The following is a 22166-nucleotide window of genomic DNA, read 5'->3' as shown; positions in this document are numbered from 1 at the left end:
AGCGTCAGGAGACTGCTTCTGAGAGCGGCTCCACGGGCCTGGAGATCTGCTCCTGGAACACGTGCTCGCGGCTCTCGTAGATGGCCGCCATCAGCAGCTCCAGCTCCGCGACCGAGACATTCCTCAGCGTGATCTGGAGCTGACCATCCCGCGCCGCCGCACGCAGCCGTGCGGAGGAGTTCTCCGGGAAGTGCTTCTGCATGCCATCTCGCAGGCTCTGCAGGCGATGAAGCTCCTCGCCAGGAACAGTCCCGAAGCCCTTGTCCTCCGTGGGGACTCTTCCGGTCATCGCCCGCCCCACCTCCTCCCTGGAGCATGCATGGAAGGGCTTGTAGAGCATCGTGCCGTCCGCCTGGGGCACCCGGATGAGCAGGGGCCCGGGATCCTTCCCCACCACCGAGAGCCTGAACCTCTTCGCGTACGCCATCAGCAGGCGCAGCGGCTTCATGCCGTATTTCCTGCAGATCTCCTCTGGGAACTCCCGCGCCACGGTGCCGTACATGTGGAGATCCGACATCGAGAAGGTCTTGATCCAAGGGGCGAAGTACCGCCGCGCGCTCTCTTCCGTGAAGGTCCCCGCCAGGCCCTTGTCCACCACCTGGTTGTAGAGGCACCCCAGGCGGTAGTGCTCGGCGTTGTCCCGCGCCACGCACTGCAGCATCAGCACGCGCGCTTCCGCGAGGGTCGAGGGGACAGCGCTCGTCTGGGTTCCGTTCGTCTCAGTCATGAGTTGCTCCCGTTGAGCCACTGGAGTGTGGCCAGACGAGCCAGAGCAGGACTCACGCCAAGACAAATCCCCGTGGATTCAACCACCTGAGAGACGAGCCGGACGGCGACCCGTCTCCAACCGGAGACTCAGGATCCACGCGGCGAGACAGTGGCCTTGGACTCTCCCTGCCAGGAGCGCAGGAAGTCCGAGCCCAGGTAGGCGTAGACGCCCGCCCCCACCGCCAGCGCGAACGAGACCTTGAAGGCCACCGACAGCTTCGGCGGATGGATCTGCGACACCGTGCCCTCGATGAAGCCCGCGAGCACGAAGAGCGCCAGCGTGCCGAACAGCAGCTTCACCGCCGTCACCGCCTCCTGCCGCAGCGCCATGCCCCGAGGCAGCCCCTTGGGCGCCGCCATCCCCCGCGCGATGACGAGCCCCGCCGCCCCCGCGATGCAGATGGCGGTGATCTCCGGAATGCCGTGCGGGAGGATCCACGCCCAGAACCACCCGGCCATCCCCTTCGCCGTGTACACCTGGGCCAGCGCCCCCAGGAACAGCCCGTTCACGAAGAGCATCAGCGCCGTGCCGATCCCCACCGTGATGCCCAGCGCGAACGCCAGGAAGGCCACCTGGATGTTGTGGGTGAAGAGGAACGCGGAGAAGTGCGCCTGCTCCTCCACCGTCATCCCCTCGCCCTTGGCCTCCTTCTCGGCGCGCTCGACCGGATCGAGCTTCAGGTGCTCCTCGGGCACCAGGTAGTGCGCCGCGTCCGGATCCATCACCATGCCCAGGTAGCCGAAGCCCGTGCCCGCCAGCAGCATCAGCACCGACGCCACGTACATGCGCCACTCGCGCCGCATGAGCGCCGGAAAGCCCTTCGAGACGAAGCCCCACACGTCCGCGAACCGCGGGCGCTTGCCCGGGTAGGTGATGGCGTAGGCGCGCCCCACCAGATCATTCAGATACGCGCTCACGTCCGCCGAGCCGCTGCGCGCGCGCACCCACAGCAAGTCACTGGAGACCGCCCGGTACATCTTCCCCAGCGAGCGCGCCTCCTCGATGCTCAGCCCCGCCAGGCCCGCGAACTCGGCCTTGTCGAGCAGGGACTCCAGCTTCTCCCACCGGGGGCGCCGCGTCTCGATGAACTCCGCCACGTCCATAGGCGCTCGACTCTAGCCCAGGCCGTGGTGCCCACTGACACCTGGGGCACGAGGGACCCGGGGAAAGACACACTGAAATCAATGTCTGTCTGGGTTCACCTCGGCCACTCGTATTCCTTTCTTCCGATAAATTGAGAATACGAAATTGACCCTCTGAAACGCGGACCCGTACAACGGGTGCATCCCCCAGCCCCGGAGTCGAGCGTATGCGCCTGCGTCTGCCTTTCCTGGCTCAACTGGCCGTCTTCCTTCCTTTGCTCCTCCCGGGACTGGCGCTGGCCCAGAGCCTGCGCTTCACGACCATGGACATCGGCCAGGGAGATGCCGCCGTGCTCGTCGCGCCCGGAGGCTGCGCGGTGCTCTTCGACGGAGGGCCCACAGGCTCGGGCGCCACCATCAAGGCGTACCTCAAGTCGATCGGCGTGACGCGCGTGCAGATGGCCTTCATCTCCCATCTCCACGCCGACCACATGGGCGGAATCGACGAGGTGGACGTGGGCACGGACGCGGTGCCCATCGACGCAATCTATGACAACGGTGGCACCTACTCCTCCAGCGCCTACGACGAGTACGCGTCCCACTTCGCTGGCAAGCGCCGCACCGCCTCGGCGGGGCAGAGCTTCTCGCTGTGCAACCAGGTGACGCTGTCCGTCGTCCGCTCCGGGGGCGGCAACTCCGACGAGAACGCCAACTCGGTGGTGGTGAAGATCTCCTACGGCGCCTTCGATGCGCTGGTGGGTGGAGATCTCACGGGCGCCTCGCCGGATCAGGAGTCGAGCGTGGCCTCCGCCGTGGGCGAGCTCGAGGTGTACAAGGTCCACCACCACGGCTCGAGGTACTCGTCCAACGCCACCTTCCTGGGCATCATCAAGCCGCTCGCCTCGTTCATCTCGGTGGGCATCGGCAACCCGTACGGCCACCCCTCCTCGGAGGCGCTGGCCCGGCTCGCCAATGTCGGCTCGGACGTCTGGGAGACCGAGGATCCCGGCACCAACCGCAAGTACGGCCACATCGAGCTCACCAGCGCCACCGGCGCCGGCTTCACCGTGAGCCAGGGCAACACCTCCACCGCCTACACCTCCAAGGGCCAGGGCGCAGACACCCAGCCGCCGAGCGCGCCGGGCTCGCTGGTGGCCACCGTGGCGTCCGGCTCGGAGATCGAGCTGTCGTGGCAGGCCGCCACGGACAACGTGGGGGTGACGGGCTACCAGGTGTACCGGAGCACCAACGGCTCCAGCTTCTCGCTCGTGGGCACCTCCTCCACCACCGGCTTCGCCGATCTGGGGCTGTCCGGCGGCACCACGTACTGGTACCGGGTGACGGCCACCGACGCGGCCGGCAACGAGTCCCCCGCGAGCGCCACCGTCTCCGCCACCACCGGCACGCAGACGCGCAGCCTCACCGTCACCGCGCCCAACGGCGGAGAGAGCTGGAGCGGCGGGAGCAGCCGCGCCATCACCTGGGCTTCCTCCGGGGTGTCGAACGTGAAGCTCGAGTACACGCTCGACAACGGCGGCTCGTGGACGGTCCTCGCCAGCAGCGCGGCGGCCTCCACGGGCAGCTACACGTGGACCGTGCCGAACTCCGCCTCCACCCAGGCGCGCGTGCGCATCTCGGACGCGCTCAACGGCACCCCGGTGGACACCAGCGACGGCGTCTTCACCCTCACCTCCTCCAGTCCAGGGAAGGTCATCCTCAACGAGATCCTCGCCAACGAGCCCGGCTCCGCCACCTCCGGCGAGTTCGTGGAGCTGGTGAACGTGGGAGGCGCTCCCCTCACCATCGCGGGCTGGACGATCACCGTGGGCGGCACCGTGCGCCACACCTTCGCGGCGGGCACCTCGCTGGCGCCGGGCAAGGCCATCGTCGTGTTCGGTGGCGCCTCTGGCATCCCCTCGGGCACGCCCAACGCCGTGGCGGCCTCCACCGGTGGCCTCAGCCTGCTCAACAGCAGCGCCACCGTGGCGGTGAAGAGCGGCAAGACGACCCTGGACTCCTTCAGCTACGGCAGCGCCCTGGCCGGCACGGATGGGGTCTCCATGAACCGGAGCCCGGATGCCAGCGCCACGGGCAGCTTCGTGCTCCACACCTCCCTGTCGTCGCTGGACGCCTCTCCGGGCGAGCGCGCCAGCGGCGCGGCCTTCTGAGCGCCGGACTCCGGGCATGAAAAAGGGGCGGGCCCTCGTACCGGGTCCCGCCCCTCGTTGCTTCAGGCCGAAGCGCTCGCGCCGAGACTACTTGGGCAGCGACTTCTCCAGCGGCCTGGCCTCGGTGGACTTCTGGTTGCGCGTCCACTCCGCCACGGGCGTCTGCCACGCCATGCCCGTCTCCTTCGGATCCGGGTCGAGCTTCTCGAACTCGAAGCCGTCACCGCCGAAGTAGAGGTACTCGACGGTGCCCACCGTGTACTCCTTCTTGGGGTCCAGCGGCTTGCCCTTGGCGTCCTTGAACTTGCCCTTGCCGGCGGCGGTGAAGCCCGAGACGAACGCCTCCGGGTTGGCCAGCTGCGTGGCCAGGTCCGCGCCCTTCACCTTCACGAGCATCAGCGAGTTCTCGTACGGCAGCACCGAGTAGATGCTGCCCATCGTGATGGGGCCCGCGGGCAGATCCTGGCGGACACCCTTGCGGTTGAGCACCACCGCGTCGGCCTTGATGCTCTCGCGCATGGAGCCCGCCACCCAGCGGGTCATCTCCGGCGTGCCCTGCTTGATGCCCTTCTTCGTGAAGCCGATCTGCTCGCCGAGCTTCGGCTCCAGCTGCGTCTTCGCATCGGCGATGATCTTCGCGGCCTCGGCGTCCGGAGTCCCCCCGGCGCCCGCCACGTCCACCAGCTTCGCCTCCATGGCGGTGACCTTCTCGCCGGCCGGCTTGGACGGGTCGAAGGTGATGCGGGCGCGCAGGAACTTCTCCAGGCCGCGGCCGAGCGAGACGACCTGCGTGTCACCCACCTTGGTGTCGATCTGCGTCTGGCAGCGGCCACCGGCCACCAGCGCCAGCTTCCAGTCCGGGTGCTTCTCCAGCGTGGGCTGCAGCTCGGTGGGGCACATGTCCGCCACCACCACCACCACGTCGGCGCCCGCCTTGCGAGCCTCGGGGATGGCGCTCGCGAGCGCCTCCTCGGTGCCCACCAGGTCCAGCCCCTCGGCGCGGCCGGCCATCGCGGACGTCACGGTCTTCGGCGAGGTCAGCCCCACCACGCCGATCTTCAGGCCCTTGCGGTCGAACACCTTGAAGGCCGGCAGGTCCATGCCCTTGGCGACCGCGGCATCCTTCACCTTCAGGTTGGCCGCCAGGAACGAGAACTGGCCGATGCCGGCATTCTTGAGGAACTGCTCACGGCCATAGTCCAGCTCGTGGTTGCCGAGCGCCGAGGCGGCGTAGCCCATGCGCGCCATCACGGCCGCGGTCGGCTCGCCGAGGAAGAAGGACGAGAGCGCCGGGCCGTTCCAGTGATCGCCAGTGGCCAGCGCCAGCGTGGTGGAGTCCGGGCACGAGGCCTGGCCGTCCGCCTTCACGGGGCCGGCGCAGTGCTTGTCCTCGGCCACCCAGCGGCCCAGCGTCTCGGCCGCGCCACCCTGGGTCTGGCCCTCCTCGCCCGCGGGCACCAGCTGGCCGCCCAGTCCACCGGTCACCAGCACCGTCACCACGGAAGGCTCCGCGGGCTTGGCGGGGGCCTGGGCACCGGCGGCGGGGGCCTTGTCACCCGCGGCGGCCTCGGGGGCCTTGTCCGCGGGAGCGGCGGGCGGCGTGCCCTTGTCACAGGCCGACAGGCCCGCGAGCAGCGCGGCAGCCACGGCCGTGCGCAGGGACTTCGAGGAAGAGGGACGACAGAACAGGGCTCGGAAAGGGATCGGGCTCACGGGCGCGCCTCTAGCACATTCCCAGAAGACCAGACAGGCTCCGAGCACACCGGGGCGCCTGTGGTACCGTCTCCGAGGTGTCGGAGAGCCACGGGCAGGACACGCAGGGTCAGGGTCAGGCCGCACAGGAGCGCGGCGCTGCCTCGGAGCTCGCACGCGCCGTGTGGGATAACGTGCGTAGTGGCGCGACCCACTTCCAGGAGCGGCAGCTGCCACCTCCCGGGCACCCGGTGCGGCAGTTCTTTCACGGGCTGTCGCTGCCGTTTCACCTGCACCGCGCGCTGTGGGCGGACCCGGCGGCGCGGCGACGGTATGTGAGGGTGGGCATCGTCCAGTCGGTGGTCATCCTCGCGCTGGCCCTCACCTGCAAGGGCTCGGCGACCGAGGCCGTGGATACCGCCCAGGAGAGCTGGTCGCGAACGGAGAAGGCCAAGGCCCGGAAGCAGGAGCGGGAGAACTTCAAGCTCGCGGTGCAGCTCGCGGCGGAGGAGCTGGCGCGCGAGCCCCAGGCCACCGGCCAACGCGCTGGCGAGGAGACGCCGGCCCCGGTCGAGAAGGAGGTCCACCAGGACATCGCCCGAGCGGCGGAGGCGCTGGCTCGAGCGGCCCAGGAGGTCCAGGCGGCCCAGGCGGCCCAGGAAGCCGCGGCGGCCCGGGCTGCCGTGGAGCAGGCCACGGAGGCCCAGGCGGAGCTGGAGGCGGAGGAGAAGCCGCTGGGAGGCTTCCGCCTCGGCGATCTCGAGTTCTGGGCGGCGCTGTTCGCGACGCTCCAGATTGCCTCATGGGTGGTCATCGCCCTCTCGCGCGAGTACCACGACGCCATCTCACGGGATGCCAGCCTGCTCACGGGGCTGGAGCCGGAGGATCCTCCTGGAGAGCCGCGCATCCGGCTGAATCTGAAGTGGGTGCGCAAGAAGTTCTCGCGCCGCGTGCGCGCCTTCCTGGTGTTCCTGACGGGCCTGCCCGTCCTGTACGCCCTCAGCGCGCCCCTGCCCTTCAGGACCGAGATGGCCTCCGTGCTCATCTCGGGATGGAGCGCCTACTGGCTCGTGGTCTTCACCACCGCGAAAACCGCCCACGCGTGGCGGGACACCGACGCCGGGCATCCCTGGTTCCTGCGGGCCTGGAACAGGCTCACCACCCGGGTGCCCGGCTTCCGCTGGAGCCTGCTCCAGCGCTACGGCCGATTCTGGGAGAACCGCACCCGCTCCGTCTTCGCCCCCGCCGTGGAGGCGGAGAAGCTGCCCTGGGCCTTCGCCGGGCTCGCCGTCATCCGGGCCCTGGCGATGATCCCGATCCTGAAGTGCTTCCTGCGCCCACTCATCCCCGTGGCGGCCGCCCACCTGCTCGTCGCCCGGCGCATCGCGGATGGAGCCTCCGTGGCGGAGGCCAACGCGCTGCCGGCTCCCACGCCCGCGGGCGCGGCTGGCCCCGAGGCTTGAGCCCCAGGTCTCGGAGCGCCGCGCCGCTCACGACTTGTCGATGGGGGCCTCTCCGGTGGGCGGAGGCGCGTTCTCGGAGGCGGTGGAGCCCACCTCGAGCAGCTCTCCGCTCTGGCGGGTGGCGGGCAGGTCGATGAGGGTCCGCAGCTGCTGGCTCACCGCGCGGAAGAAGCCGGTGAGCAGCTCCGGGCGGTCGGCGAGCAGATCGAGGAAGTCCCGGCGGTCGATGACGAGCACGCGCGTGTCCTCCACGGCGACGACATCGGTGGGGCGCGGCGCTCCGTCCAGCAGGCTCACATCTCCGAAGGTCTCCTTGGCCTGGCTGCGCAGCACGTGCTCGCCGTCGCGGAAGTGGTCCACCATGCCCTCGACGATGACGTAGAGGGCGTCTCCCGGATCGCCCTGGCTGAAGATGCGCTCGCCGGCGCGGAAGCGGACCTCGCGGGCCACCGCCGCCACGGCCGCGATGTCGTCCACGTCGCTCTGGGAGAAGACGCTGACGCCCTCTAGCGCGAACATCTTCTGCACGGTGCCTTCACTCATGTCGTTCTCCTGCGCGGGCGGCACGACCAGGGTGCTCAGGCGCTGCGTCACATAGCGCGCGCAGGCGCGCAGCACCACGTCCTCGCTCTGGACGAGCACCTCCAGGTGGCTCTCCAGCCGTCCCAGCGCGCCGGGAGGCAGCTCCCGGTGGTGGGCCTCGATCTGCTCGGCCACCAGCTCACGGTCCTCCTCTGCGACGACGGCGTCCATCAGCTCCAGGGCGTAGGCCTTGCGCCGCGGATCCTTGCCCACCACGTGCTGGTGCACGCGCCGCATCGTCTGGGGCGTGTAGAGCAGCCCCAGCAGGAAGAAGGACAGCTCCAGCGCCTGGTCCAGCCGGTCTCCCACGGCGCGGGTGAGCAGCGAGTTGTCGCCCAGCGCCACGCGCAGATCGCGGAATGGCTCCACCAGCGCGAGGTACGTCTCCCGCCGCCGGCCGATCGCCTCGCGCACGCGCTCCACGTCCACGGCGTACTCGGGGTGCTCGTCGCGCAGGCGGGACATCTCCGCGCCGATGCGGAACTGCAGGAAGGCATCGTCGCGCACGTTGGAGAAGAGGAACGCGTGGAGCGCGTCCGTGGTGCCGATGAGGCGCAGCACGCGGGGCAGCTGGAGCCGCTGGGCCAGCGGGGCGGCACGGTTGTTGAGCGTCACCTCCAGCAGGGGCATCACCCGATCCCCCAGCGCCGCGAGCGCGGAGCGAGTCGCACGCCGCTCCTCGCGCCAGGTGAGGAAGGTCAGCAGCCGTGGCGCGAGCTCCAGGTAGCCACCGACGCCCACCGCCTCGATGGCCACCCGCCGCACGGAGATGTCGGGATCGGCGAGGTAGCGCGCCAGCGGCTGGGCGAACCGCGCATCCTTCAGGCGGCCGAGCAGCTTGGCCACCTCGCGCCGCTCGGCGACGGGGGCCTGGGCGCTCCGGGCCAGCAACGCGCTGAGGGAGGAGAGGGCCTCGCTGTTGCCCTGCGTGTGCAGCAGGGCGCCGATGGCCGCGCAGCGCAGGCCGATGTCCGGGCTGTCCAGCAGCGCCGGCAGCAGGCGCTCGGCGCGGTCCGGAGACAGGCGGGCCAGGGCCCACACGGCCTGATCCCGAGGTCGCCGAGGCCCGGACTCCACCAGCCGCTCCAGGGTGGGAGCCGTCTCGTGGGCCTCGAGCTTCAGCGCCAGCTCGACACCCCGCTCCACCACGCGCTCATGGGGATGGGCCAGCAGGGCGGCCAGGTGGGGCCGCAGGGGGACCTCGGCCTGGGCCATCAGGTCCACCGCGCGCAGTACGCGCTCCGGGGTGTTGGCCGCGAGCGAGTCCACGAGCAGCTTCTGTGTCTCGCCGCCCACCTGCACCTCTTCCTCGACTGGCGCGCCCACCTGCTCCTCGAGCGCCTCGACATAAGCGGGCTTGAGCCGGAACAGCAGCACGCCGAGCGCCGCGCACAGCCCGAGGACGGCCACGGCCATGGTGGTGCCGGTGGCGGCCCGGCCAGCGCCGATGAGCAGCACGCCCGCGAGCACCACGCCGCCCTTGCGCAGCAGGCCGTCCACCGCGGCGCGCATGGACTCACGCTGCTCGTCGGGCACGGCGGCATAGAGGAGCTGGATGCCCACGGGGAGGATGGAGTAGCTCACCGCCGTCTCCACCAGCCGCAGCAGGTGTACCGGCCACAGCATGGGGGTAGCGAGCGTGGCGGCGGCCAGGGGCCCGAGCACCAGCGGCACCAGCGCCAGGTAGCGCAGCAGCCCCAGCTTCTCGAGCAGCCGTTGGGCCACGAGCAGTTGGAAGCCCACGCAGAACAGGCCGATCCACAGCTGCAGCGAGCCGAACAGCGCCGCCAGTCCGTCCTCGCTGAGGGTGCCCTCCACGCGGAGGCGGAACAGGTAGTCCACGAAGGAGGACAGCACGGCGAAGGCGATGCCCAGGGCGCCGAGCACCTGGGCATAGGGGCTCTGGGCGAAGTAGATCCACGGCTCGGCCGTCATGGAGGCGTGTCGGGAGCGTGCGGGCGCGGCCACCACGCCGGTGTGGAAGCGGAAGACGATGCCGGCGATGAGCAGCCCCACCGCGCCGCTGGCCACCACCACGGGCGTACCGAGAGGCTCAGCCATGGCCTTGACGAGCAGGCCGCCGACGATGCCGCCGCCCATGCCGAAGCCGTTGAGGGCGGTGAAGGCGCGGCGGGCCTCACGGGCGTCGAAGGCGGCCGACATCCGTCCCCAGAAGCGCAGGGAGACGAACGTGGTGAAGGCATCGACGAAGAGGTAGAGCGCGATGGCGGGCAGGCGCTGGCCGGCGGACACGCCGGCGGCGAGCCCGAGGGTGATGAAGCAGGCCACGGTGGTGAGCACGCCTGGAGACTCGGTGGGCGAGTCCGGGCGTGGGCGAGGCAGCACGGTGAGCGCGGCCGTGAGCAGGGCGCCGACGAGGTAGAGGTAGGGGAGCGCCTGGGACTCGAAGCGCGACAAGACGAGGGCGTTCGCAGCCGTCTTCAGCTGCGTCACGCCGGCAATGAGGGCGAACTGGAAGGTCGCCGCGGGCCACAGGCGTTGGCCCCAGGAAGACTCGGACTCGGCCACGGTAGGAGGACGCAGCCTATCCTACGAACGGGACAATCCGGAACGACGCTCCCCTGCCCTCTCACCGAGCGAAGGATTTCCTGGGGAGAGCCCCCATCGGGAGCGTCTGGGACAAACCTGTATGACAGCCCAACCAGTTCGCCAGGAGTGAGCCAGGAGGAACCCGGGTAGGCAGGAAGCCGTGGACCGAGAGAGAGCGGGACGCCGGGGCGGGAGGACCCGTCGGAGACGGGGGGACCCGCCCCGCAGCGAGGGACCCGCGACCCGTGTCCCTGGGCTGTGGGTCCGTGAGCTGGGCGGCCCCAAGCCCAAGCGGAGCTTTCAAGGACCTGGCTGAAGGGGATTAGACTGAGCCGGTGACGCCCGCCTCCGACACGCTGCTCGACGGCAGCCACACCGTCCTCACTCCCGAGTACGTGGAGTTCCGCTTCACGCTCGCGGGCATCTACTCGCGCTTCCTCGCCTGGCTGCTGGATGCAGTCATCGTGCTGATGGGCACGGGGGCGGTGCTGTTCGCCCTCAACCTGGCGATGATGGCCTTCCCGGGCTTCGCCAGCGCATTGAGCCTGGTGGTGTATTTCCTGGTGGACTGGGGGTACGGCATCGGCCTGGAGACAGCCTGGAGCGGGCAGACGGTCGGCAAGCGCGTCATGTCCCTGCGGGTCATCCAGGAGAGTGGAGTGCGCATCGGCTTCTACCACGCGGCGCTGCGCAACCTGGTCCGCCCGGTGGACCGGCTGCCCTTCCTCTATCTGGTGGGAGGCATCGCCGCGCTCGTCTCCCGCTCGCACCAGCGGCTGGGGGACATGCTGGCGGGCACCATCGTCGTGCGCGAGCGTCGGCTGAAGGTGCCCTCGGCGCTGGGCACCACCGGAGAGGAGGGCCTGCTGGCCGATCCCCTCTTCGTCTCCCGGGTGAAGAAGCTCTCCACCGAGGAGCGCGAGGTCATCCTCTCGGCCGCCCTGCGCCGCGAGGAGCTGCGCATGGAGGCCCGGCTCCAGCTCTTCTCCGCGCTGGGCACCCGGCTGCAGGAGGCGCTGGCCATGGAGAAGCCGGCGCACCTCTCGGACGAGAAGTGGACGCTGCTGGTGGCCGCCGCGCTCGTGCCTCCGCCGAGCGCGAGGGCGAAGCTCCCGCGCTCCCGCCCCCGTGCCGCGCAGCGCGCCTGAGCCGGACCGCGCGGCGGCGGCCGGCCCGGCGCCCGCGGCTCAGTACCCCCGCTCGAGGATGAAGCGGTACTTGCCCAGCAACGCCGGGCCGCTGCGCATCTGCAGCTCCGGATAGGTCTCCACATTGAAGATGAACCGGTGGGTGATGCCGGTGCACGGAGACTTGACGGCCGCCTTGCTGACGACGATGGGCGAGTTGGGGAAGGCGGGCTGGGCAATCGTCAGGTCGATGTCCCGATCCGTGAAGATGGTGAAGGGAGCGATCTGCTCCAGCAGCATCTTGGTGTAGCCCGTGAAGCTGGTGCCGTTGCTGGGCAGGTTCAGCTCGTAGTGCGTGTGGGTCTGGTCCGCGCGCGGCGTGGCGCTGCTGGAGTAGTTCGCCGTGGCGTTGATGGCGATGGGCGCCACGGTCAGCGAGTGCTCGCAGGCGTGGTTGAGCAGCGGGAAGTTGGGCAGCGTCTGGAAGTCCAGCCGCCCGTCGCCCAGCACCGGCACCGCCGGATCCAGCAAGTTGCCGTTGCTATCCTTCAGCTGGGTGAGGTCCATGTAGTAGGAGAAGTAGTCGTCGATGAGCGGCAGCTGCCCCGGCGCAGGGGGGTAGACGGTGACCGTCATCGTCCGCTGATCGGCGGACCACACGCCATCGAGGATGCGGGACGCGGAGGGGTTGCCCTTCTCGTGCAGCGTGACGCGGGTGACGGAGGTGTTCATCTGCTCGTTGAACAGGAAGGTGAAGACCTTGCGCCAGGCCGTCGGGGGGTTGCCGCCGGTGGCGTACACCTCGAGCGGGTAGATCCGCTCCCCTTCCGCCGGGAAGGAGTTGATGACGTAGGGCCTCACGGTGTCCACGCCCGTGTTGAAGGTGAGGGCCCCATCGCCCAGGTAGGGCGCCGGGTCGAGGGGGTTGCTGGACCGATCCTTGAAGTTGGAGAGAACCACGCGGATGGGGGTGCTGTACTTCAGCTTGAGCTGCACGTCGTAGCTGACGTTGAACCCGTCGCTGGACCACACCGGGGTGAGCGTGTGCGTCTTCACGCCATTCTGGAACAGCTCGGCCACACCCGCCGTCTTGTCCATGGGCTCGCTGAAGGTGACCACCACGAACTGGGTATTCTCGGGCTGAATCCCGTTGGAGCCCTCGGGCGGGCTGGACTCCGTCACCGTGGGACGGGTGACGTCCGGCCCGGTGGCGAAGTTCAGCTTGCCGTCTCCCAGGTACTGCTCCCCATCCAGATCCTTGCCATTGATGTTGCGGAAGCCGTTGAGCGTCACGCTGTAGAAGGCGTTGTAGACGAGCGGGCTGGCGATGGGCGCGGTGATGACCTGGTTTCCCGTCCACGCCGCCTGTCCCAGCACCAGCCCACCGCCCGCCACGAGCGTGCCCTTGGTGACGTCCATGGGCTCGCTGAAGGTGAAGGAGATCTGGTTGGTGGTCAGCGGCACGCTGCTGGCGCCCTCGATGGGGCGGGCCTCGGTGACCCGCGGCGGCATGCCGTCGCTCACCGTGAAGCTGAAGGTGAACGGCCCCCGCATGGGGTTGCCGGCGACGTCCGCGAAGTTGCTGACGTTGACCGTCAGCTTCGTCTTGATCGGCAGCCCGGCGGGGAACCCGAAGAGGACCTTGCGCTTGGCGGTGTCCCAGTCCTGCGCGCGCGCGGTGATGACCCCGCCGTTCGGCAGGCCCGTGCCCGGGAGGATCTGCAGCGTGCCGCGGTCGGTCTGCATCTCCTCGTTGAACGACAATTCGATGAAGCTCTCCGGCGCCACTCCCACGGCCCCGTCCGACGGCGAGAACGTCACCAGGGTGGGCGGCTGGAGATCCACCGGCCCCGCGTCCGGCTTGGGCGGGCCCGCGTCCGGCGGCGGAGGTGGCGGAGGCGGCGGAGGTGTGCCCGCGTCAGGCGTGGGGTCATCCCCACCGCCGCAGCCCACGGACAGCGGCACGGCGAAGCAGACGGCGCACAGGAACAGGACGGATAGACGACGCATGGCGGTTGCACTCCTCGCGGCGGGCCGGGAACCCCGCACGAAGGCAGTGCAGGCAGTCACCCGGCGCCCGGGGCCACCCTACCAGCAATGAGCCCGCCTCGTCCTGCCGGCGCGGCTTCTCTAGAAGTACGCCGCCGCCCCCGCCGAGAACGTCAGCGACGACTGCGTCTTCTCGTTGAGCGCGATGTAGAAGATGTACTGCCCGCGCAGCCCCAGGCTCACCGTGTCCGTGACGAAGTAGTCGAAGCCCAGGTTCGGCCCCAGCCCCACGTACTGCCCCGTGGAGCCCGACTTGAAGACGAACAGGTAGCTCAGGTCCGTCCCCGCGTAGGGCCGGAACGTCTCCTCCAGGAACAGGTAGCGGATGCCCACCGACGGGGCCAGGCCCACCACCCGCTTGCCCGTCGCCGGATCCCTCGGGAAGGAGAGCTTCGTCAGCGACACCAGATCGAAGCCGCTCTCGATGTAGTAGCTGGCGTCGAACCCCACGAAGAAGCCACCTTCCAGGCCTCCGGTGCGGTTGAAGTCCATGTAGCCGAATGACAGGCCCAGGCTTCGGTTGGCGAACTGGGCGTGGGCCGGTGAAGCCCCGAAGAGGGCCACCGCAAGGCCAAGGGCACAGAAGAGCGTACGCATGGTGGCCCGGACTCTACCGACGTAACCCATGGAAAACAGCTTGGATTTGACGTCAGGGGGGCGTTGATCCTCCTACACTTCCTCCCCTACACTCGCGCGGCCATGCGTTTGACCCGAGCCCTCTTCGCACTTCCCCTTCTCTCCTTTGTCGCCTGCCTGTCCACGCCGCCGGTGCACGAGCGCGCCCTGCTCAATAACGAGCTGTGCGTGCAGCACCTCGCCATCCCGGATCTGGTGAAGGCAGAGGTCTACTGCGATCTGGGCCTGGAGTTCTCGCCCACCTACGCGGACCTCTGGGTCAACAAGGGGCTCATCCGCCTGCACCAGGGCAACACCTCCGAGGCCAAGGACTTCTTCATCAAGGCCCTGCGCTACAACAACGAGCAGGCCCAGGCCTACCAGAACCTCGGCTTCATCTACCTGCAGGAGAAGTCCTACGGGAAGGCGCACGACAACTTCCAGCGCGCCCTGAAGGTCAACCCGGACTACCTCGAGGCCCGCTACAACCTGGCCCTCACCTACATGCGCATGGAGAAGTGGTCCGAGGCCGCCAAGGAGCTGCGCACCATCCTCGCGGTGAACCCCAGCATCGCCGACGCCCACCACAGCCTGGGCACCATCCACTACAGCCAGGGCCGCTTCGAGGAAGCCGCCCAGGAGATCGGCCAGGCCACCCAGCTGTCCCCCAACGTCCCGGACTACTGGCACGACTACGGCGCCTCCCTCATGGAGCTCAGCCGCTTCTCCGAGGCCAAGGACGCCTTCGCCACCTGCATCCAGCTGGATCAGAAGAACCCGCAGTGCCTCAACAACCTGGCCATCGCCCAGCGCAAGGCGGCCCTCACCGACTCGGCCATGAAGGAGATGAAGGACACCCAGACGGCGGAGAACACCACCCCCTCGCTCTTCCTGCTCGCCACGGAGTACAAGGACAAAGGCATGGTGTCCGAAGAGGAGAAGACCTACAAGAAGTGCCTGCGGCTGGACGGCAAGTATGCCCCCTGCCACTTTGGCCTCTTCCAGATCTACTCCGAGGCGCAGAAGACCGACGCGGCCACCATTGCCTGCAAGAACTTCCTCAAGTTCGGAACCGCCGAGGAGTTCCCCAACGAGACCGAGAGGTGCGAGCGCTTCCTCGCCAAGGACACCTTCTGAGCCCTTCTTCCCCCTCCCCCTTCCTGAACCCGCTTCCGTTCCACTGATGTCCTCGCGATGAGTGTCCGGCTCACGGTTACCCAGCGCAGCCAGGCCGGCAGCTCCGCCAAGCCCGTCGAGCACACGCTCGACGAGGCGAGCATCACCCTGGGCCGCGACAAGAGCTGCCAGGTGGTGCTGGCGCAGCAGGCCGTCTCGCGCAACCACGCGCGCATCTCCCAGGAGGGCAACCTCTTCTTCCTGGAGGATCTGGGCAGTGCCTATGGCACCCAGGTCAACGGCAAGCCCCTGCCCAAGGGCGAGAAGCACCGCCTGCGCAACGGGGACATCATCGCCATCGCCCAGTTCGACGTGACGTTCACCCACGTCGCGGACCTGCCGGCGGACGTGCGCTCGGAGAAGACGTCCTTCGTCGCCCGCAGCCTGGTGAAGGACGCGGTGCGCGGCATCAAGAGCGGCGAGGGGCCCTACTTCCGCATCATGAACGGGCCTCGCGAGGGCGAGCGCATCGAGATCAACGACGCCCAGGAGATCATCATCGGGCGCGACGACTCGGCGGACATCGTCTTCAAGGACGACCTGGTGTCCCGCCGGCACGTGAAGTTCCGCCGCGACTGGGCCGGCACGCACGTGGAGGACCTGGGCAGCCGCAACGGCATCAAGGTCAACAAGAAGAAGGTCAACCGCAAGACGCTCAAGGACAGCGACGAGGTCGAGGTGGGCAACACCCGCCTGCTCTACGTGGACCCGACGGACATGTCCGAGCCGTCCGTCGTCCTCCCGGACGAGCCCGCGGACAACGTGGGCCCCGGGGACGAGGAGGAGAACACCCAGAACCTCCCGGCGCCGAAGCTCAGCTCCAGGAAGCCGAAGCCGGCCCCGCCCAAGGAGGAGCCCAAGAAGGAAGCCGCGCCCGAGCCCGCCCCCGAGCCGCCCGCCCCCGAGCCGGAGCCCGCGCCCGAGCCTGCCCCCGAGCCCGCGCCGGAGCCCGAGCCCGTGGCCACCGAGCCACCTCCGGATGAGGAGCCGCCTCCGCCGCCCGTGAGGCCCTCCCGGCGCAGCGAGCCCGCCGAGAGCGGTGGAGGCGCGATCGCCGGGCTGGACAAGCAGAAGATGGTGCCGCTGGTGCTGATGGGCGTGTTCGCCCTGTTCGCCATCGGCCTCATCATCGCGGTGCTCGCCGGCGCGTGAGTCCCCCTCCGCGCCGCTGAGCCCACGAGGCGCCTACCGCGTGGAGATGCGCGCCACGGGCTGGATGTTGAGGTCCGGCGCGAGCTCCTGGTAGCTGAGCACGGAGAACGGCGGGTTGAACTCGTACTCCAGCAGCTTGCGCACGTAGCGGCGGATGTCCATCGCCGTGAGGATGACGGGGCGCTGCGCGCTGGGCGGCAGGTGGCCGCACTCGGACTTCACGGCCTGGACGATCTCCTGGGCAATCTCCGGCTCCAGCGCCAGGTGGGTGCCCGCCGAGGTGCGCTTGATGGAGCCGCGGATGGCCTCCTCGATCTGCGGATCCAGCAGGTAGACGACCAGGGTGCCGGTGCCGCGCGCGTACTTGTGCGAGATGTAGCGCCGCATGGCCGAGCGCACGTGCTCGGTGAGCATCACGTTGTCGGCCTCCACCTGCCCCTGCTCCGCGAGCGCCTGGAGGATGCCGCGCAAGTCGCGCACGGAGATCTCCTCCTCCACGAGGCGCTGGAGGATGTCCGTGAGCTTGAGGACGTTGACGACCTTCGGCACCACCTCCTTGATGATGGCGGGGAAGGCCTTCTCCAGCTGATCCAGCATCGTCTGCACTTCCTGCACGCCGACGAACTCGCGCGCGTTGCGGCGGAGGATCGCCGCCAGGTGCAGGATGATGTAGCCGGGCACGTCCCAGGTGGTGAGGCCCGCGGCCTCGAGCGTGTCCTTGTAACCCTCGGGCACCCAGGCGGCGGGCTGGCGCGTGGCCGGGTTGATGGCCTCGAAGCCCTGGATGTTCATCAGCTTGAGGCGATCCACCGTGTCGTTCACCAGCACGTGGCCCAGCGTGGCCTGGCCGGTGACGACGGGCACCTCGTTGATCTGGATCTGGTACGAGCCCGGCGGCAGGCCCGAGTTCCCGCGAGCGCGCACGCCCGGGAAGCGCACGCCCAGCTCCACGAAGAGGCCGTCACGCATGAACGGGATGAGCTCGAAGAGGAACTTCCCGTTGTCCTGCCGCGAGTCCACGAAGGGCACCAGCGCGTCGCTCACCTCCAGCACGATGGGAGTGACGACGGGGACGAATACCTCGGAGTCCGGGTTGATGGGCTCCTTGGGTGGCGGCTCGGTGGAGGACGGCGTGCCGTTCTCGGACTCGGTGGGCGCCATGCCACCGCCCTCCTCGGCCACGGCCGCCGTCTCCTGCTTCTTGAGCATCTTCCAGGCGCCAAAGCCCGCCGCGCCCCCCAGGATCAGGAAGGGCACGGTGGGGAGGCCCGGGATGAGCGCCAGCCCGCAGAGCATGCCACCGGCGATGCCAATGGCCTTGGGGTAGGCGAACAGCTGCGTGCCCACGTCCTTGCCCAGGTGGTTGCCCTCCTCGTCGCCGCCCACGCGCGTCACGATGATGCCGGCGCAGGTGGAGATGAGGATGGCGGGGATCATGCCCACCAGACCGTCACCGATGGTCAGCAGCGCGTACTTCTCGGCGGCCGCGCCCACCTCCATGCCCTTCTGCATCACGCCGATGATGAGGCCACCGACGATGTTGATGACGGTGATGATGATGGAGGCGATGGCGTCGCCCTTCACGAACTTCATGGCGCCGTCCATGGCGCCGAACAGCTGGCTCTCGCGCTCGAGGTCTCGGCGCTTGCGCTTGCCCTCCTCCATGTCGATGGAGCCGGCGCGCAGGTCCGCGTCGATGGACATCTGCTTGCCGGGCATGGCGTCCAGGGTGAAGCGCGCGGCCACCTCGGCCACGCGCTCCGAGCCCTTGGAGATCACGATGAAGTTCACCACCGTGAGGATGACGAAGATGATGGCGCCGACGACGAAGTTGCCCTGGACCACGAACTTACCGAAGGCGACCACCACCTCTCCCGGGTCACCCGTCAGCAGGATGAGGCGCGTGGTGGAGATGGTGAGGGACAGTCGGTACATCGTGGTGATGAGCAGCAGCGTCGGGAACACCGACAGCTGCAGCGCCGCTGGCACGTAGAGCGAGATGAGCAGCAGCACCACGCCGATGCTGATGTTGAACGTCAGCAGCACGTCCAGCAGGTGCGTGGGCAGGGGGACGATCATCATCCCCACGATCGCCACGACAACGAGCGCCAGGACGATGTCGGAGTACTTGGAGAGGAAGCTGTTGGGATTGGAGGCCATCGGCGGGCGTCATCCTAGTCTGGGCCCGGCTCCCGCCCCAAGCCCCTGGGGGCCCGCTTGCCTCAGTGCCGCTTCCGCTCCTCGTTGGCCCTCTGTAGGAGCAGCTGGGCTCTCTCGACCAGCGGGCTGCCAGCCGTGCCCACGTCGAGCACCCGCTGGAGATCCTCTCGGGCCAGGCGCAGATCGCCGCGCTCCAGCCGGGCCTCGCCGCGGCACACCCGAGCGAAGAGATCCATCGGCTCCAGGTGCAGCGCCTCCTCGAAGCGCTCCAGGGCCCGCTCGATGTAGCCCTGGGCCATGTAGATGGCGCCCAGCTCGGTGTGCACCGGGCCCGAGGCCACCCCCAGCTTCACCAGCCGCTCCAGGATGACGCAGGCCTCGTCGAGCCGGCCCTCGTAGATGAGCTGGCGGGAAGTGTTGAGGCGCTCGGCGACCGAGCCCTGAGGCGGCTCATCATCGGCGGCTGGCGCCTTGCGGGAGGCCTGGCCCCCTCGCCCCTTGCGCGAGGCACGCCCGTCCGCCTCGGGCGCGGCCGAGCTGGCGCGGGACTTGGCCTTCGACGCCGGCTCCGGCTTGCGGGCGGGCCTGGCGCGGACAGGCTCCTCCTCGAGCTCCTCGGGAGGCTCCTCGATGGCCATCTCGGGCAGCGTGGGACGCTCGATCTCGAGCGTGCGCCGGACCGGATCGCGGCTCCACCCCTCGTCCTTGCGGGGAGCGCGCTTCTTGAAGTGGTAGATCTTCACGGGGGCAGGAGGTGATTTCCTGCCGGACCCCTGCGAGCTGGCCATGGTTCGGTGGGCGTCGACGCTTCCGACGCCAGGGGCCTACTTCTTGAGTTCGGAGTGGGCGGCGTTCCGCTGGACGGCCTCGACAGTCTCGATGGCCGCCGCTGCCAGCAGGCGCGCACGCATGGTAAGCGGATCCTTGTTCTCCGGATCCAGATCGACGGCACGGGCGAAGTCCTGAGCAGCCTCCAAGATGCTGCCCAGGCGAAGGAACACCTCTCCTCGGTTCACCAGGGCGGCGGAGTCCTTCGGGTTGAGCTCGAGGGCCAGGTTGAAGTTGTCCAGCGCCGGATCCAGCTCATCCTCCGCGAGGAAGATGGCCCCCAGCGCCGTGCGGTAGTAGGCCTCCGCGGGATCACGCTCGCACAGCTCCTCGAAGATGCGGCGGGCATCGCCGTACTCGCCCATCTCGTAGAGCTGGAAGCCCTCCATCGCCCTCTCCAGCAACTCGGGGCCGGTTGCGCCCGCCTGCTGTGTGGAGGTGGCGTCGTTGGAGTTCGCCATTGACGATGATCCTCGAACCTGGAACGGAGCCCACGCTTCCCGCGGGCGGTCGCGAACCTAGCACGAGCGGCCAGAGCCGTGAAAGCCGGGGATTCCGTTCACGGCGAGGCACCTGGCCCGAGGTGCTCGAGTCTTCACCCGGAGCGAGGAGACAGCTCCCCGCCCCGAGCTCAGGAGAACCGCAACAGACACTGCGGAGGAGCGATCAGCTCTCACCCCCAGGTGTCCGAGTACATCTCCTTGACGCGGCTCATGACGCGGCTGGCGGCCTTGTTCACCACGGACTTGAACAGCTCCTGCTTGTAGGCCTCGTTGTTGGCGGCCTTCTGGACATCCTCCTTGGAGGCGTTGGGGCCGAGCTTGTCCACGGCCTTCTTGAGGTTCGCCTCGAAGGACTTCACGAAGCTGGAGTTCGCGATCTTCGTGCCCGCGTCCGCCTTCTCACCGCTGGTGCCGGCCAGCATGTAGCGCAGGTCCTGAATGCCCGAGTCGTTCTTCAGGAAGTCGGTGATCTCGTCCATGCTCTTGAACTTCTCGCCGGTCGAGGTGGTCTGGGGGGCGGCCGCGGTGCGGGGGGCGCTGGTAGCGTTGCCAACGGTCATGGTCGAAGTCTCCTAGAAATTCCAGGTAACACTGTGATTATCGCCGATCTGGAGGAGGAGTTGCTACCCACACTTCCATTTCCGGATCAGGCATGCGGAAGCCCTACGCGAGTGGAGCTCACCCGCCCGCAAAGGCAGGAGCCGGGCTCGCTCGGGCAGCTTCGCCCAGCAAGTCCGGCTCCAGGTGCTTCAGCCGCCTCTAGCCAGCTATCAGGCCAGGTTGCGGATGACGGCCATGGACATCTCGTCCAGCTTCTTCAGCATGTTGGTGATCTGCTGGGTCAGCTGCGCCTCGTTCTCCAGCTTGAACTGCGCCTCCAGGAAGGGCTTCTGCTCGTCCGGAGCCTTGGCCACCATGTCCCGCTGGACGCTGGTCATCTGCCCGGTGATGTTGCTGCTGACCTGGTTCGCGATGCTCGCAATGCTGCCCATGGCGTGTTCTCCTGGAATTGAGGGGAAGAGGCGATTGGAGGATACAACCTGATTATCGGCCCGTCACGCGGGGAGTTTCCTTGCGATCATCATTTTCCAGATGACGCGGCGCATCAGGGACTGTGGACGTACATGATGCCCCGATCCAGGCCGGTGATCGTGCCCGCATAGGTGCCGCAGGCGAGCGTCGTCGGCGCGGGCTTGAACTCGAAGTCGTACTCGGCGGAGCCCTCGGTGGAGTTCGGGCCCAGGCGGGCCGAGACGCGCGTGCCGTCGGACTTCACTCGGGTGGCGGTGACCTTGTAGGCCCCGACGGGGATATCCAGCACGAAGGTGCCCTTCTGCAGGTCCACGCTCTTCTGGACCACGGAGCCCGCGCTGCCGTCGATCAGCGGGCCGTTGGGGGTGAAGGTGAGCTCGATGATCGACTTGTAGTCCCCGTCCTCGAAGTTGGAGAACAGCCGGATCGTCCCTCCGAACCAGGCGCCATCCTCCTCGGGAGTCGCCGTCGAGTCCTCCATGCGGCCCTGCAGCCTCCAGCGGAAGTTGCGGATGGCTCCGTCCTTGATCCCGAAGATCTCGTAGTCGCCCGGCTGATCGGGAGAGACGCGAAGGCAGTACTTCTTGTTGCGGTAGTTCACGTCCACCCAGGCCCAGACCTTGTAGGGCACCTGCGACGGCAGCTTGGTCATCTGGTAGTTGCCCTGGGCATCCGTTCGGGTCTCGCCCGGGATGCCGTTGTCGCGAGCGGCGCCGGTGTAGATGACCGCGCCTTCGATGGGCTGCCCCTGGTTGTTCACCACCCGGCCCTTGAGCACGCCGGGCTCCACGGTCCCCGAGTTTCCGCCCCCTCCCCCGCCATCTCCGCCTCCCGGCCCCGGGCCGCCATCGGGCCCCGAGCTGCCCTTGTCATCGCAGGAAGCGAGCATCCCCACCAGGCATGCGGTCATCACCCACTTGAGCATCGTTCTCATAGTCGCGTCTCTTCTCGAGTCGAGGCTCCGCCGCCCGGAGCCGCCGCGGGGCGCGTCGCCATGATCGCGCCTCGGCTCCCGGGAACCCTACCTCCTGCGGAGCGCCCAGGCAGCACCTTCGCGACGTGCATGTCTCCTGGCCCGCAAAGGCAGGAGCCGGGCTTGCGCTCGGGCTGCATCGCCCACGCAAGTCCGGCTCCGGGTACATCAACCGCTGCTAGCCGTTTATCAGGCCAGGTTGCGGATGACGGCCATGGACATCTCGTCCAGCTTCTTCAGCATGT

At 68.6% G+C, this 22166-nt stretch carries 17 protein-coding genes; 5 read left to right on the top strand and 12 right to left on the bottom strand.

Annotated elements, in window-relative coordinates; genetic code table 11:
• Positions 1 to 4: 4 nt before the first annotated feature.
• Positions 5 to 727: a hypothetical protein gene (locus KY572_RS41995; RefSeq protein WP_224249393.1), complete on the bottom strand. Its 723-nt coding sequence runs from the start codon at positions 725 to 727 to the stop codon at positions 5 to 7.
• 128 nt (positions 728 to 855) lie between these two features.
• The gene (locus KY572_RS41990) at positions 856 to 1872 is read right to left on the bottom strand and encodes a stage II sporulation protein M (protein ID WP_224249392.1); all 1017 of its coding nucleotides are present in this window, start codon (positions 1870 to 1872) and stop codon (positions 856 to 858) included.
• 206 nt (positions 1873 to 2078) lie between these two features.
• Here KY572_RS41990 and KY572_RS41985 point away from each other — a divergent pair, with 206 nt between their 5' ends.
• Positions 2079 to 4019: a lamin tail domain-containing protein gene (locus KY572_RS41985; protein ID WP_224249391.1), complete on the top strand. Its 1941-nt coding sequence runs from the start codon at positions 2079 to 2081 to the stop codon at positions 4017 to 4019.
• 87 nt (positions 4020 to 4106) lie between these two features.
• Here KY572_RS41985 and KY572_RS41980 read toward each other — a convergent pair whose 3' ends face one another.
• Positions 4107 to 5732 (bottom strand): bifunctional metallophosphatase/5'-nucleotidase, encoded by a 1626-nt coding sequence (locus tag KY572_RS41980; RefSeq protein WP_224249390.1) that lies wholly within the window; start codon positions 5730 to 5732, stop codon positions 4107 to 4109.
• 173 nt (positions 5733 to 5905) lie between these two features.
• Between KY572_RS41980 and KY572_RS41975 the strand changes: the two genes are divergently transcribed.
• The gene (locus KY572_RS41975) at positions 5906 to 7174 is read left to right on the top strand and encodes a hypothetical protein (RefSeq protein WP_224249389.1); all 1269 of its coding nucleotides are present in this window, start codon (positions 5906 to 5908) and stop codon (positions 7172 to 7174) included.
• 27 nt (positions 7175 to 7201) lie between these two features.
• Here KY572_RS41975 and KY572_RS41970 read toward each other — a convergent pair whose 3' ends face one another.
• The gene (locus tag KY572_RS41970; protein WP_224249388.1) at positions 7202 to 10285 is read right to left on the bottom strand and encodes a cyclic nucleotide-binding domain-containing protein; all 3084 of its coding nucleotides are present in this window, start codon (positions 10283 to 10285) and stop codon (positions 7202 to 7204) included.
• A gap of 356 nt (positions 10286 to 10641) precedes the next feature.
• Here KY572_RS41970 and KY572_RS41965 point away from each other — a divergent pair, with 356 nt between their 5' ends.
• Positions 10642 to 11454 carry an RDD family protein gene (locus KY572_RS41965; RefSeq protein WP_224249387.1) on the top strand — a complete coding sequence of 271 codons (813 nt, stop codon included), beginning with the start codon at positions 10642 to 10644 and terminating at the stop codon, positions 11452 to 11454.
• A gap of 39 nt (positions 11455 to 11493) precedes the next feature.
• Here the strand turns inward: KY572_RS41965 and KY572_RS41960 are convergent, their stop codons facing one another.
• The gene (locus KY572_RS41960; protein WP_224249386.1) at positions 11494 to 13443 is read right to left on the bottom strand and encodes an Ig-like domain-containing protein; all 1950 of its coding nucleotides are present in this window, start codon (positions 13441 to 13443) and stop codon (positions 11494 to 11496) included.
• A 120-nt stretch (positions 13444 to 13563) separates the two neighbouring features.
• On the bottom strand, positions 13564 to 14079 hold the full coding sequence (locus tag KY572_RS41955; protein WP_224249385.1) for a hypothetical protein: 516 nt from the start codon (positions 14077 to 14079) through the stop codon (positions 13564 to 13566).
• A gap of 102 nt (positions 14080 to 14181) precedes the next feature.
• On the opposite strand from KY572_RS41955, the gene KY572_RS41950 reads away from it, so the two are divergent.
• Together KY572_RS41950 and KY572_RS41945 are read left to right on the top strand one after the other, a co-directional pair.
• Complete coding sequence (locus KY572_RS41950; RefSeq protein WP_224249384.1) at positions 14182 to 15234, top strand: tetratricopeptide repeat protein; 1053 nt, start codon at positions 14182 to 14184, stop codon at positions 15232 to 15234.
• Positions 15235 to 15291: 57 nt separating this feature from the next.
• Complete coding sequence (locus KY572_RS41945) at positions 15292 to 16425, top strand: FHA domain-containing protein (protein ID WP_224249383.1); 1134 nt, start codon at positions 15292 to 15294, stop codon at positions 16423 to 16425.
• Between the two features lie 33 nt (positions 16426 to 16458).
• Here the strand turns inward: KY572_RS41945 and sctV are convergent, their stop codons facing one another.
• From sctV to KY572_RS41915, 6 genes are all read right to left on the bottom strand, one after another.
• A complete protein-coding gene (sctV, locus tag KY572_RS41940; RefSeq protein WP_224249382.1) occupies positions 16459 to 18585 on the bottom strand; it encodes a type III secretion system export apparatus subunit SctV in 2127 nt (708 codons plus the stop codon).
• 62 nt (positions 18586 to 18647) lie between these two features.
• The gene (locus tag KY572_RS41935; RefSeq protein WP_224249381.1) at positions 18648 to 19328 is read right to left on the bottom strand and encodes a tetratricopeptide repeat protein; all 681 of its coding nucleotides are present in this window, start codon (positions 19326 to 19328) and stop codon (positions 18648 to 18650) included.
• Positions 19329 to 19409: 81 nt separating this feature from the next.
• Positions 19410 to 19874: a tetratricopeptide repeat protein gene (locus KY572_RS41930; protein ID WP_224249380.1), complete on the bottom strand. Its 465-nt coding sequence runs from the start codon at positions 19872 to 19874 to the stop codon at positions 19410 to 19412.
• A 212-nt stretch (positions 19875 to 20086) separates the two neighbouring features.
• Positions 20087 to 20476, bottom strand: coding sequence for a hypothetical protein (locus tag KY572_RS41925; protein WP_224249379.1), 390 nt, complete (start codon positions 20474 to 20476; stop codon positions 20087 to 20089).
• Between the two features lie 210 nt (positions 20477 to 20686).
• A complete protein-coding gene (locus KY572_RS41920) occupies positions 20687 to 20908 on the bottom strand; it encodes a hypothetical protein (RefSeq protein WP_224249378.1) in 222 nt (73 codons plus the stop codon).
• A gap of 113 nt (positions 20909 to 21021) precedes the next feature.
• The gene (locus KY572_RS41915) at positions 21022 to 21882 is read right to left on the bottom strand and encodes a carboxypeptidase regulatory-like domain-containing protein (RefSeq protein WP_224249377.1); all 861 of its coding nucleotides are present in this window, start codon (positions 21880 to 21882) and stop codon (positions 21022 to 21024) included.
• Positions 21883 to 22166 lie beyond the last annotated feature (284 nt).

Origin of the sequence: Hyalangium gracile, from assembly GCF_020103725.1 — a bacterium.
In the GTDB taxonomy this organism is placed as follows: domain Bacteria; phylum Myxococcota; class Myxococcia; order Myxococcales; family Myxococcaceae; genus Hyalangium; species Hyalangium gracile.
Note: the sequence above shows the minus strand (reverse complement) of the source record. Positions and strands in the feature narration are given on the sequence as shown.

Excerpts from the sequence above, each read along its gene's own strand:
- KY572_RS41995 (WP_224249393.1), bottom strand. The coding sequence starts at position 727 with ATGACTGAGACGAACGGAACCCAGACGAGCGCTGTCCCCTCGACCCTC.
- KY572_RS41990 (WP_224249392.1), bottom strand. The coding sequence starts at position 1,872 with ATGGACGTGGCGGAGTTCATCGAGACGCGGCGCCCCCGGTGGGAGAAG.
- KY572_RS41985 (WP_224249391.1), top strand. The coding sequence starts at position 2,079 with ATGCGCCTGCGTCTGCCTTTCCTGGCTCAACTGGCCGTCTTCCTTCCT.
- KY572_RS41960 (WP_224249386.1), bottom strand. The coding sequence starts at position 13,443 with ATGCGTCGTCTATCCGTCCTGTTCCTGTGCGCCGTCTGCTTCGCCGTG.
- KY572_RS41955 (WP_224249385.1), bottom strand. The coding sequence starts at position 14,079 with ATGCGTACGCTCTTCTGTGCCCTTGGCCTTGCGGTGGCCCTCTTCGGG.
- KY572_RS41950 (WP_224249384.1), top strand. The coding sequence starts at position 14,182 with ATGCGTTTGACCCGAGCCCTCTTCGCACTTCCCCTTCTCTCCTTTGTC.
- KY572_RS41945 (WP_224249383.1), top strand. The coding sequence starts at position 15,292 with ATGAGTGTCCGGCTCACGGTTACCCAGCGCAGCCAGGCCGGCAGCTCC.
- sctV (WP_224249382.1), bottom strand. The coding sequence starts at position 18,585 with ATGGCCTCCAATCCCAACAGCTTCCTCTCCAAGTACTCCGACATCGTC.
- KY572_RS41930 (WP_224249380.1), bottom strand. The coding sequence starts at position 19,874 with ATGGCGAACTCCAACGACGCCACCTCCACACAGCAGGCGGGCGCAACC.
- KY572_RS41925 (WP_224249379.1), bottom strand. The coding sequence starts at position 20,476 with ATGACCGTTGGCAACGCTACCAGCGCCCCCCGCACCGCGGCCGCCCCC.
- KY572_RS41920 (WP_224249378.1), bottom strand. The coding sequence starts at position 20,908 with ATGGGCAGCATTGCGAGCATCGCGAACCAGGTCAGCAGCAACATCACC.
- KY572_RS41915 (WP_224249377.1), bottom strand. The coding sequence starts at position 21,882 with ATGAGAACGATGCTCAAGTGGGTGATGACCGCATGCCTGGTGGGGATG.